Annotated in this window: 13 protein-coding genes; 5 read left to right on the top strand and 8 right to left on the bottom strand. The window is 36.8% G+C overall.

Annotation, left to right across the window (positions count from 1 at the left end):
- Positions 1-49: 49 nt before the first annotated feature.
- The 6 genes from A6E04_RS19825 to A6E04_RS19805 form a co-directional block, all read right to left on the bottom strand.
- Positions 50-1,279: a conjugal transfer protein TraF gene (locus A6E04_RS19825; RefSeq protein ID WP_065612195.1), complete on the bottom strand. Its 1,230-nt coding sequence runs from the start codon at positions 1,277-1,279 to the stop codon at positions 50-52.
- A 161-nt stretch (positions 1,280-1,440) separates the two neighbouring features.
- Complete coding sequence (locus A6E04_RS21025) at positions 1,441-1,596, bottom strand: YoaH family protein (protein WP_023603949.1); 156 nt, start codon at positions 1,594-1,596, stop codon at positions 1,441-1,443.
- Positions 1,593-2,495: a DUF2861 family protein gene (locus A6E04_RS19820; protein WP_065612194.1), complete on the bottom strand. Its 903-nt coding sequence runs from the start codon at positions 2,493-2,495 to the stop codon at positions 1,593-1,595. The genes A6E04_RS21025 and A6E04_RS19820 overlap by 4 nt, the downstream gene beginning before the upstream one ends.
- A gap of 1 nt (position 2,496) precedes the next feature.
- Positions 2,497-3,156 (bottom strand): response regulator transcription factor, encoded by a 660-nt coding sequence (locus A6E04_RS19815; protein WP_017023207.1) that lies wholly within the window; start codon positions 3,154-3,156, stop codon positions 2,497-2,499.
- Positions 3,131-4,543 (bottom strand): sensor histidine kinase VxrA, encoded by a 1,413-nt coding sequence (gene vxrA, locus A6E04_RS19810; protein WP_139078897.1) that lies wholly within the window; start codon positions 4,541-4,543, stop codon positions 3,131-3,133. Before vxrA ends, A6E04_RS19815 begins: the two co-directional genes overlap by 26 nt.
- 152 nt (positions 4,544-4,695) lie before the next feature.
- A complete protein-coding gene (locus A6E04_RS19805) occupies positions 4,696-4,947 on the bottom strand; it encodes a hypothetical protein (RefSeq protein ID WP_065612192.1) in 252 nt (83 codons plus the stop codon).
- A gap of 119 nt (positions 4,948-5,066) precedes the next feature.
- On the opposite strand from A6E04_RS19805, the gene A6E04_RS19800 reads away from it, so the two are divergent.
- A complete protein-coding gene (locus A6E04_RS19800; protein ID WP_023603953.1) occupies positions 5,067-6,038 on the top strand; it encodes a coproporphyrinogen III oxidase in 972 nt (323 codons plus the stop codon).
- Positions 6,039-6,090: 52 nt separating this feature from the next.
- Here A6E04_RS19800 and A6E04_RS19795 read toward each other — a convergent pair whose 3' ends face one another.
- Positions 6,091-7,800 (bottom strand): SgrR family transcriptional regulator, encoded by a 1,710-nt coding sequence (locus tag A6E04_RS19795; RefSeq protein ID WP_023603954.1) that lies wholly within the window; start codon positions 7,798-7,800, stop codon positions 6,091-6,093.
- Positions 7,801-7,929: 129 nt separating this feature from the next.
- Here A6E04_RS19795 and A6E04_RS19790 point away from each other — a divergent pair, with 129 nt between their 5' ends.
- The 3 genes from A6E04_RS19790 (at position 7,930) to ppnP (ending at position 9,965) form a co-directional block, all read left to right on the top strand.
- Positions 7,930-8,727 (top strand): helix-turn-helix domain-containing protein, encoded by a 798-nt coding sequence (locus A6E04_RS19790; protein WP_017023203.1) that lies wholly within the window; start codon positions 7,930-7,932, stop codon positions 8,725-8,727.
- A 67-nt stretch (positions 8,728-8,794) separates the two neighbouring features.
- Positions 8,795-9,613: a phosphate ABC transporter substrate-binding protein gene (locus A6E04_RS19785; protein ID WP_065612191.1), complete on the top strand. Its 819-nt coding sequence runs from the start codon at positions 8,795-8,797 to the stop codon at positions 9,611-9,613.
- Positions 9,614-9,683: 70 nt separating this feature from the next.
- Positions 9,684-9,965, top strand: a complete 282-nt coding sequence (ppnP, locus tag A6E04_RS19780) for a pyrimidine/purine nucleoside phosphorylase (RefSeq protein ID WP_065612190.1) — start codon at positions 9,684-9,686, stop codon at positions 9,963-9,965.
- A 106-nt stretch (positions 9,966-10,071) separates the two neighbouring features.
- Here the strand turns inward: ppnP and A6E04_RS19775 are convergent, their stop codons facing one another.
- On the bottom strand, positions 10,072-11,409 hold the full coding sequence (locus A6E04_RS19775) for a DEAD/DEAH box helicase (RefSeq protein WP_026025588.1): 1,338 nt from the start codon (positions 11,407-11,409) through the stop codon (positions 10,072-10,074).
- Between the two features lie 177 nt (positions 11,410-11,586).
- Here A6E04_RS19775 and A6E04_RS19770 point away from each other — a divergent pair, with 177 nt between their 5' ends.
- Positions 11,587-12,414 (top strand): DUF2797 domain-containing protein, encoded by an 828-nt coding sequence (locus tag A6E04_RS19770; RefSeq protein WP_065612189.1) that lies wholly within the window; start codon positions 11,587-11,589, stop codon positions 12,412-12,414.
- Positions 12,415-12,437 lie beyond the last annotated feature (23 nt).

Here is a 12,437-nt window from a genome sequence, read left to right as displayed (position 1 = left end):
GTAAGGTAACCCTATTATTACAAGTGGTTACCTATTTATCTAGTAAAGATTAGTATTCATAAGCCATATTAACCGAAACACCATAAGTAGAGTCTTTTGAATAGATAGCAGCAAGATCTAAATGGAACATATTTAATGGTGAAAAACCAATACCAGCGGTTAATGCATCATCATAAGTACCAGCGAGGTCTTTCTTAAAGCCGCCGCGCAATTGAATTTGATAAAGTAAATCAAACTCAGCACCAACTCGTAACATTTGCATGTTGTCATCTAATTCTACAAATCGTTCTTGTTCATTAAGATCGACGTCAGCGGTTAAGACAAAGTAATTAGTCATAAAAGCAATACCTGCCGTATAAATAGGTTCCATCTTATACGTGTATTGTCTAAGGCGTGTTTGCTTTCCTGGTCCGCCGGTATAACTCGTATCTCCACTAAGTCTACCAATATCGGCATCAGTAAGCCCTACCGTTATAGACGTTTCTTTGGTTTGTATTTCTTGAGATATTAAATTTTTACCTGCTAGAGCAAAACGCCAAGGGCCATTAAACCAAACAGTACCAACATCAAAATTTAAGCTAGTATCACCCGATTCATAGTTATCTTTCATGTCCTTAAATTCAAAATCTACCGCTGATGCGCTGTAGTTAAATGTATACGTTTTTTGGATTTTTGGTGAAATACCTACAGTAAAGTTTTGTCCTAAAAAGTTTGTATAGCCAGAAAAAGCAACACCAAACTCGGCAACACCTATTGCTGCTGCATCAACCGTCGCATAACTAATATCAAATACATTCGCCATTGCAGGATCTATGCTTGAACCGTAATTTTGCTTTTCAACATCAGCAATAGAAACAGATTCTAATGTTGCCTTAGCAAAGAAATTCATCGATAAGTAACGGTTAGGGATAGCAAAAGCAATCGCTGTACCCATTTGGATTTGTGCTGCGTCACCAGATAAATCGGCCAATGCTTGAGATGCTCCGACTGTATCTAATTTATCATAAGCTTTAACTAAATTGTCTAAATCATCAATCATGTTGTCTTTATCGACAACTTGAAGCCCAATGCTTGGTAACAATAAGCCTGCATCATCTTTACGGCTATAAATAGCGACGAGGGCGGGGTTATAAAAAACACCGGTTAAATAATCAGCAGAAGCAGTACCCGCTCCCCCCATCGCATCAATACGGCCATCAACACTAAAGTTGGTTGCTTGTACTTGACTCGACACGAGTGCTGTACTCGAAAGTAAGCCAATTTTTATCCACTGTTTCATTTTTATAAACCTAAAATAATTAACTACTTATCTTATCGACACGTTGAATGATTACTTTAAGAAAAATAACGAACTTTTATCAAAAAAATGACATATTTAGAAAGGTCATTTCATAAAAAAGCCGAGATATTGTGTCTCGGCTTTATCTTTATTCTAATTGTTTATTTCTTTTGTTTTTCAGCTATCTCTGCACGGATTTGTTCCGCTACAATTTTAATGGCTTCGCCAGTACTGATGCCTTGACGCATCATTTCTTGAATTTGCTCAGCAGCTCTTTGTTGCTCTTCATGGGTTAACGTTGGTAAATCTGACATCAGTTACTCTCTACACTGTCTTCTGCACCGAAATTGATGACTTTTGTAATTGCTTGAATTTCTTGAATAGAAATCGGACCTTGAAATCGCTTATGGTTAAAAGAAACGCTTAAAATATAACTACCGGGTAGTACATTTGTTTCAGGTAAACTTTGCGGGAACCGCTCTTCATACAGATCTTCCCACAATTTAATATATTCATTATCTTGGTGGTCATAAATTCCGATAGCCATTTCAGGTAATGGGCAATTTCTATTTAATAATCCCGTTTGAGTCGTTTTCCATTTTTCCTTACCTAACCAGGATACTTCCATTTCCGTTTTGGGTGTATTAAGAACAATCCAAGTATCCCACTGAACATTAGGCTCATTAGAAATAATGGTCAATTTATATAAGCCATTTTTGACCCGATTATTCAATGATTCACTAGAATATGAATATTGATTAATATCGGTATCTTGTGTCGGTGTTACCGTTTTTGTTGGATTGATCAGTAACTCTTCTTCTGGCCATCGAACAAAAGACAATGCTGCAATGTCTTTTTCACTATCAAATTGAATAAGCAATCTATGGTGTACTCGACCAGGGGTTTGAATAACCATTCGTCGAACACTTACCGATGTGAGCCAATGAGGGATCACTATCGTCGATAAATCTCGTCCACAATTCGAAGAAATCGAGGCGCTCAACAGTTTGTCTATATTCTGCCTAATATTATCAGCCGTAGTATTTTGTAAGACTTCAATAGCAGTAGAAAAACCTTTGGTCGCATTACCTTCTAAAAATTGTTTATGCGCACTTGAAAGTGCTGATTGGTCACTAAACCACGCAGCAGATTGACTCACATTACTGTGAGCGATGCATAAAAAACCTAAAAGTAACGCAACTTTTTTATTCAACATATTACGCTTTCATTTTGTAACCAACACCACGCAGGGTTTCAATTTCAATCCCTACAATTTTTTGACGAAGCTGGAGGATATGCGTATCAACAGTACGAGTTGTAGGGAAGTGATTATAGCCCCATACTTGGTCTAACAACTCATCACGCGTAAACACTTTACCTAAGTTGGATGCTAAGAATAATAATAGATCAAATTCAGTACGGGTTAACGTTACCGCGTCACTACCATTGATGACATCGCGCGTTGACGTATCGATTGAAAGTACACCCACAACCAACTGCGTTTTATTTTCAGCTTCTGATTCAGGAGAGCGTAAATGTGCACGTAAACGAGCAAGTAACTCAGCCTCTGCAAAAGGTTTTGTTAAGTAATCATTTGCACCTGAATCAAGACCGGTCACTTTATCTCTTATTGAAACAAGCGCAGTGAGTAAAATCACTGGTATGTCTTTAATTTGTTTCCATTCAGGTAACCAAGTTAAAGAATCCCCTTCTGGTAACTGGCGATCAAGAATAACGATATCGGCCTCTGCCCAAAAGCTTGATACATCCGTTGCATTATCAGAATGTATACAGTTATACCCAGCTTCTTCTAAACTGACCAATAGGCCATCAGCTAAATTTCGATCATCTTCAACAAGTAGGATTGTTTGTTTCACACGGTATCTCCAAAATAAATGTGGTTGGGGGTCCTTGCAATGTCATGCTTCCCCCCATTCTTTTTATCATTGACTCAACAATTGTTAGGCCTAAACCTAAACCAGCTTTGCTCACAAATGGCGTTTTAAGTTCTTTCCAATTCGCTTTTGTTAAAGAGCCGCTATCAATGACTTCTATTATTAATTTCTTTGACTCTATTGTGACATTTAATATCACCGGTGGCACACCATATTTGTGCGCATTACTGATTAAGTTATCAATACAGTTACCTAGCCAATAAATATTTACCTTTACTGATGCATCATAGTTAATTTTAAAGGTGACGGCTTCTCTGTATTCTTCACAGCGATAACCTAGCCACTCCTCTACCGATGGGATCCACTCTGTAGAAAACCCTTTATCGTCAGATTGTAAATAATCTTTACTTGCTTCTGCTAATTGACGTAGTCGTCTTGAATCTTCACATAAACGCCTAAACTCATCGTATAAAGACTCTGGTAATGATTCGAATTGTCGCCTAAATCCTTCAACAGTTAATGCCAAACTTGCAATAGGAGTACGAAGTTCGTGCGTTAATATCTGAAGAACCAGCATTCGACTTTTCATATCTCTTCTTTTGCTGTTCCACTGAGAAATACCCCAACCAATCGCCAAACATAAATTGATGAACACTAAACATAACACAACGTAAGATAACGTTTGAGAATCACTTTTTTCTGTCCAACACACATTACCATTTCGGACATAGCAATTTGAATCTTGTTGAAATAAGGACATTTCTAAATCAAATTTATTCAGGTTCTGTTCTTTTAGCTTCATTGGATAGAGATAATAACGACTTCCTTTTCTTATCCAAAGAAGCCCATCGGCAATAATGGTATCTGAACCACTAATGATCGCTCGAATCGCGTTATCATCCATTGTTTGTAAATGGTGCAATAACGTGCCTTTAGGCGCGACTACTCGTTCTTTAATGTGCATGAACTTAGCCAATGAATCTTTACGTGAGGGATACATTTGAGCATAACGATAAGCATAAGAACCGCCACCAGGATGAATCATGCCAGATCGTGCAAACCAGCTTGTAGGCAATTTAATCCCTTGGCATAAGGCTCTAACAAGAACTAAAGGTTCACCTACTAATGGGCTAACCGGCCATGGGCCACTGCACTTATTCGCACTTTTATATAACTGTTTTATGTACTTAAAAGGGTACGACGCAGTTTGGGGTAACAAGGTGTCTGGAGACAATAAAACGGTTGGGTATTCCTTTTGAATCAAGCGTATATCATAAATTTCAACGGCGTCTTTTTTCTGAAATTCTTTTTTAAAACTATCAATCTTATTTGCTAAACTAGCGGCGTTTGATGAAAAACTTACCATCATAAGTATGAAGATAAAAAGACGTTGATATAACACTGTAAATCCCCTACTTAATGGTTGCTAGCATTCATGATTGATATAAAGGCTAATTGAATCAGTATATTATAAATTGAATCGAATACGAATCTTTTCTTTTAATGAGACATCTGCGACTTTTATTTCATTGACACTTTTCCACCGATGATTTTATATGCAGGCACTCCCCGAATTAACATTTCTCTAGCAAAAACTGCATTACAATTAGGGCACTCTCCAGCAACACTGGTAAAATCATCAACTATCCTCTCTACAAAGCATTTCATTAAAGCACCTTTTCCCCCTTTCCTGTATTTATACAGTTTGGCTTTACATTTTATACAATAAATTTGAACCGTTTTAGACGGCCCTTTCTTATTTGGTTTTGCCATTTGGACCTCTATTAATAGTGGTGTGAAGTGAATTCATAAGAAGAAAACAAGAACAAAATACTCTACACTAGCGGCGTCAAATTAATTACCCATTATGAACTATGTCTACAGGATGTCACATGCGAAGCAATGCAACTAATGAAAAAGCTCAAGAAGTGTTAAGTCTACTGACTAAAGTACAAACTTATTTCAAAACTAAATTACTTAACGTTAGTGATAGCATAAATAGCAATACGACATTTAAAGAAGTGGAATGGTTAAGAGATGAAGGTCTGCACGGGGGAGGTATGCGCTTTGAAGCATTGCCCAATGGTATTTTTAATCGCGCCTCTATAAATGTATCGCAAATCCATTATGAGAACGACGACACAAAACACTATGATAGTGCAACGGCTCTTTCTACTATCATTCACCCTTCACTTCCCTTTGCACCTTCTATTCACATCCATATCAGCTGGACCACACATAAAGACGGTCAAAGCTATTGGCGCATTATGGCAGATCTCAATCCGTCAATCATAGATAAAGACGACAAAGAATATTTTGATCAAACATTAAAAGTAGCAGCCAAAGAAAACTATCTCTCTGGACGAAAATTGGGAAATACCTATTTCGATATCCCTGCATTACAAAAACGCCGTGGCGTAAGTCACTTCTATTTAGAAGGATTTAATCCAACATCGGCAGATGGGAGTGAATTTGCGAACCAATTCGTAACTAAAGTCATCGATACTTACGTTCATATTCTCCAATCACATTTAGTATCAAAAAAAGAAACAACAGAAAAAGAACATCAATTACAACTTGATTATCATACGCTTTACTTTTATCAAGTATTAACTCTTGATAAAGGCACAACCGCAGGATTATTAGTTCATAATCAAAATGATGTCGGAACGTTAGGTTCACTTCCTTCTCATCTAAATCGTGATTTATTAGCCTCTTGGCAAGCAAAAACACCAGCACCTTTAGATCAATTAGTTGGTAAATTGCTTGACGTATTACCAACAACATCTGTTTGTACGATTACTCCTGAAGTAAAAGCCGCTCTCGCCCAAGCAATTCGTACATTTTACCAACCTAAGAAGTAACGCTCGCGTACTTAACGTAATAGTCCGTACTCAATGTATGAGTACGGACTATTTAGTTCATTTCCGGTTTAATCCACACTTTTTCGAAGTCAAACCAACCAAGTCCATTACAAGACGCATTTTGAATGCTATTTGTTGCATCTTCACTGATCCCCATCCATCCATGAAATAAAGGCGTTATCTGATTTGTTTCCACTAAATATCGACAAATTTGATTCACCGGGAAAGATTGATGTGGTTCTGATTGCCATTCTGATATCAATTGTGAAATATGCTCAAATTCATTTTTAGGCATTGCTCTTTCTATTTCATTAAAAGCAAATAACCACGACAATAGTGCTTCTGGTCTATTTGTTCCTAGACTCATACCGCGTAACCAAATATCAATGTGTGCTGTACATTCGGAATCTAATAATTCCATCGTATCAAACTCTTTTATAACGAGTTTGATACCGTCTAATGCAAGACGTCTTTTAATAATCGCCCCAAGTAAAGGATAGAGAGGATGTTCTGTTTCATACCCTAATCTGACGATGCTTCCTTTCTCTGGTTGAATAAAAGCAATTTTCTTTCTATTCAAACAATGCTGTAACCCAGGTAATAACCCGTAAGCGTTAAATAATCCAATGCCATTCATATTCGCATTTTGTAATTCATTTAATAATAGTAACGGCGTAATGGTTTGCGATAAGTATTCTTTCCAATCCGAATCAGCAGCCAATCCTGACTGACGATTTAATAATAGATAAGTACACCCTCTATCTGCATCTACTTGTTCACCATAACTAACAGAGTGATCCCCTTCATAAACTTCAAAGCCTAATTTTAATTGAATAGGTGCTATATTAGGTAACGTCCATACTTCAACAGAATCAATCAATGGTCTATAACCAAAGTAATGCTCATTTGCAATTAACGTAAGTTTTTTGTCTGAATTTTCACTGACCTTGTATGGCCCGGTTCCAATAGGAGAACGAGCATAGGTGATTGATTCATGAGCCGTATTTGGAATTATTTTCGCATTAAACTGAGTTAATTTACTATCAAAGTAATAATCATCAGTCGTCAGAATGAAATCAACCACATTAAGATTTGGATTCGTAACCTCTTGTATGTGACTAAACACGAAATTAGACGACAATGCGAAAAATGTATCTTTAATATCCTGAAACGTTAATGGTTTTCCATCATGAAAAGCAATACTTGGTCTTAAGAAAAATCGCCAATGTGTTGGTGTTAACATATCCCAATGATGGGCAATATCACCCTCAATATCACCACGTTTATTTAATTGAGTTAATCCATTAAATAGTTGCTGCATTAAATGCTGCTCTGAACGACGAATTGCAAGAGATGGCATTAAGGTTTGTAACTGACGATAATAAGGAAGCTTAACAACTTGCTTTCCTTTCTCATGAGAAACCCCTAAAGCACCATGGATCAATTCAAGCAATACATCTTGATTGCCTTCTAAAATATCAAGAGCAACATCTAGCTTACCTTCATTAATGTATCTCTTCGCAAGCCCATAATTTACTGATTCAGGAGAAGAAAAGAACGCTAATGCTGAACTTTTTCCTCGTCCAACCGCTGGAGTCCATGAGATCCAACCTTCGTCACTCATTTTATTTAATACCATACGGGTATTACGTCGCGTACAGCAAAGCAAATCAGCTATCTCATCAATCTGTGTACCAGACGTATTATTAATATAGCGATCGTATAATTTATCAAATTGTTTCCGTAAACGAGGACTGCTCATAATACACCGATTGTTAATGTAGACTTAATCACGATAATTCAATCAATTATCGATACTGATGGCTAATAATCTTGATTTTTCAATAAGTAAGTTTACACTAAATATCGAGCATATAAGAGGAAATTCAAGATGGTTCCAGTTCAATTACATGAATTCAATTCTCAAACGAGACGAAAATCAGATCGTTATCCAGTTGTTCGTAATGGCATTTTTATGATTAAATCTGGAGAACTCACCTATCAAGATAAAGTTGGTGAATCTATCATTTTAAAAAGTGGCGATTTCTTATTATACAGCTCTGGTGATATATCCAAAATTGACCTTTCAACATCATCGGGGAATTTCCAGGCAGAGTCTCTTGTTATTGATGTGTCTGTTTTCCAAAAATTTATTAGTTATATTAATACTGACGACCATTTTCGCTCCACTCGTGAGTCCTTCATCTTCACACAAGAAAATACCTTTATTGTTAAACTGCTTTCTTTATTAAGAGAACAACTCGAAGGGCAACCCTCTCCTGAAACGATTGAATTTATGACGTTGGCAGTCTTAAGCGAAATGGTCAACCAACATCAAGAGCTGTTAGATTTCATACACCGAATTTCTGTTTTAACCATATCTCAACAGCTAATCCGTTATGTCGAACAAAATATCGCTTCAGATTTAACCATTGATGCAGTAGCTCCTAAATTAGGTATGTCGGCATCAACATTAAAAAGAAAACTACAATCCGATAAATTGTCTTTTGCCAATCTAGTCAAAGTAAAACGAATTAATTATGCGGCAACTCAGCTTAGGGTGACAAAGAAAACGATCACAGAAATTGCTTACGAAACAGGATTTAAAACCGCCGCTCATTTCAGTACTACTTTTAAGGCAGTTAATGGTTCTACCCCTAAAGAGTTCAGAGAACAAATACAAGCTTAACTCTTTTTTGTCACAATGGTGTAACACTGCCGTTTTATTATGCTCTTTTTTCTAAATGGATAAAAATATGTTGAAAGCGCTCTCTTACACCTCACTTGTGGCAGGTATACTTCTTAGCTCAAGTTCATTTGCCGCCAATACGAATACCACAATTGCAGGTTCTACTTCTGTCTCTACCTTACTTGAACCTTTTATTGAGCAATACAATCAAACGTCATCTCATGAGATAGATCTTCAAAGTATCGGTTCTAGTGCTGGTATTAATATGTTAGTAAACAATACCGTAGATCTTGCTATTAGTTCTCGACAGTTATCAAGTTCAGAGAAAAGTACACTGTCTTCAAAAATAATCGCTTATGATGCTATCGCTATCGTCGTTCATCCTGATAATCCAATTACAACACTTTCTGCAGACAACATTTGGAAAATTTATCATGGTGATATTGCTAATTGGAAAGAATTAGGAGGTGAGGATAAGAAAATTGCCGTGATTACTAGAGAAATCGCATCTGGTTCTCGTTTTTCTTTTGAAAACCATTTAGGCCTAACACAAGAAGTGAATTCATTTACGGTATCTGATATTAGTGACCATGTTATTGTTGTTAACAGCACAAGCATGGTAAAAAGCATCGTATCACGTAACCCTCATGCCATTGGTTATGTTTCTGCCGGTTCTATTGGCGATCTTGCCCAGCTTAATATCGTTAAGATTGATGGTATTTTACCTACACCGGAGTCGATTATAAAGAACAAGTACCCTTTATCTCGCCCATTCTTGTTTGTATATAAAACCAATACTATTTCTAAAGAAGCAAATGACTTTATGGAATACATGCAAACGATTGGAACAAGTCAAAAAATTCAAGCGTTAGGTTACGTAAAATAATAAAACTAACAGTTGAAAAAATCACTTATATATCATATTGTCTGGATGAATTTAATAACAAGGATGTAACATGTTAACCGTTAATAGTTATTTTGATGAAAGTGTAAAATCCATTGGTTTTGAGCAAAATAAAAACGCCATCTCTGTTGGTGTTATGTTACCAGGCTCGTATACGTTTGGTACAAATACCGCAGAGAAAATGACTGTAGTGACAGGGTCACTTACAATTAAGCGTAGCTCTGATACAGATTGGGTTACCTTTTCGTCGGGTGAATTCTTCTCTGTTGAAGGAAGTTCTTCTTTCGATGTTAATGTTGAAATTGAAACTGCTTACCTTTGCGAATATTTATAATATAAAACGTAAAGCATCTTGTGCTGATCAATGATGCTTTATTTAGAAATAAAAAAAGGCACAAGTAATTAGTTACTTGTGCCTTTTTTATCAAATCATTTAATGATTATTCATCATCAACAACAATTTGCTTTGGTTTTTTCTTTGGCATAAATACTTGCTCACCCACTGCCACATTAGTGTGGAATGTGTTATCGCGTTTTTTCGATTTTTTAGGAGTATAAGAACCACGTTTTGCAGCCGTTTTCTTATCATCGCCTTTTTTCACAAACTCACGTTTATGTTTTGGCTTAAGACCTTTGAATTTACCTTTCAAGTCTTCGAATTCAGAGAAGGCCAAGTCTTGTTGTAAAAATGTCTCTATACGCTTAAAGCTTTCCCAATCTTTTGGTCCGACAAGAGAAATTGCTGTCCCTTTCTTACCAGCACGACCAGTACGACCAACGCGGTGAACATACTCTTCCATATGCTTTGGCATATCAAAGTTGATAACGTGAGTTACACTGGTTAAATCTAAACCACGAGAAGCAACATCAGTCGTTACTAGGATTTTATGTGCACGACGTTCAAACTGGCTCATAATATTATTACGAGCGGTTTGGTTCATATCACCACTTAATGCTACCGCTTTTAATTTACGTTCGTTAAGTAAATCAGTTAAGCGATCGGTATCTGCTCGTGTTGCTGTGAATATCATGATTTGGAAGTATTTTTCCGTTTCAATGATTTTATCTAACAACGCTTGTTTATGATCTAAATGATCACACAAGTAGAAACTTTGCGTGATATCTGCATGCTGATCTGTTGATAAACCAACAGAAACAACTTTAGGATTATCTAGCATGTTGCCTGCAAATTTAGTCACGGCTTCATGGTCTAATGTTGCAGAGAACATAAGCGTTTGACGTCGACGGTGATTTGCTGCCGCATGAATTTTTTGTAAATGCTCAGCAAAACCTAAATCAAGCATACGGTCAGCTTCGTCAAGAATAAGCATTTCTAAACCATTCAAGAACAGAGATTGATGCTCAAGATGATCCGCTAAGCGTCCTGGTGTCGCGACAATAAATTTAGGGAATTTACGTAATGCGTTCACTTGGTCGTTAAAGTTTTCACCACCAGTGATCAATGCAGCATCGTAAGTTAAACCACCTAACATTGCACGCAAGTGCATATACACTTGTTTTGCTAGTTCACGTGTTGGTGCTAAAATCACAGCACGAGGGTCATTCTTAGAGAATGATTTCGATTTAAGTGATTTATGAAGCATCGGTAATACGAATGCTAATGTTTTACCAGAACCAGTTTTAGACGACGCAAGAACATCCTTCCCTGCCATGGCAACAGGTACGGCTTTACGTTGAATTTCAGTTGGTTTCTTAATGTTTTGATGAGCGAGATTTTTTAATAGGCGATTATCTAAACCTAAATCTTTAAATTGCAAAAGCTGCCACTCCAATTTCGAGTATTATTGATGAATAACCAGTCAATCTGGTCTAATGCGGCGGATTATAGCATAAGTGTCGTTTATCCTTGCACATAAATCTTCATTTGAGCTCTTACAGTCTCTCATGACTTTGTTACAATGGTTTTAACCTAATAAGAAGAAAGTAGAAAGTTTATGAGCATTCAAATCACTGGAACACTAGCAAAAATGCGCGCGTCATTACTTGATGGTGCGGTTCAATATCGACTTCCTGTTGGTAATGAGGAAATAGAGCTTAATGCCTTCATCGGCCAAACATTAACTCTGACACATACAGGCAATATTTTTTGTTGTTCGTGCGGTAAGAAAACGAAAAAAAGTTACTCTCAAGGCCACTGTTTTCTTTGTATGAAGAAATTGGCAAGCTGCGACATGTGTATTATGAAACCAGAAACATGTCATTTCGCGGAGGGAACTTGCCGTCAACCTCAATGGGGCGAAGAAAACTGTTTTGTTGACCATTATGTTTATCTATCCAATACCTCTAGTCTAAAAGTTGGGATCACGCGTCATACTCAAATTCCAACTCGTTGGATTGATCAAGGTGCAACACAAGGGTTACCAATTGCGAAAGCAAAGAATCGATTGATTTCAGGTTTAGTCGAAATTGAATTAGCTAAATTGATTGCCGATAAAACAAATTGGCGCACGTTATTAAAAGGTAACAATAACCCCCTTGCTTTAAAAGAAGCCGCATTAGAGCTATTACCTCAAGTTGAAGAAGCCATCGCAAAAATTCAAGCTGAACATGGTGACGATTCAGTGGAGTTATTGGATGAAAATATCTTAAATATTCACTTTCCTGTTAACGAGTTCCCGGTCAAAATCATCAGTCATAATTTTGATAAGAATCCTGAAGTAACCGGTATCTTAAATGGCATTAAAGGTCAATATCTTCTGTTTGATACGGGTGTCATTAATATCCGTAAATTTGGTTCTTACGAAGTAACAGTGACAGCGTAACTAAAACGGCGTTTATTATAATT

This window comes from Aliivibrio logei (genome assembly GCF_001691055.1).
Classification (GTDB): domain Bacteria; phylum Pseudomonadota; class Gammaproteobacteria; order Enterobacterales; family Vibrionaceae; genus Aliivibrio; species Aliivibrio salmonicida.
This window is presented reverse-complemented; position numbering and strand designations above follow the sequence as displayed.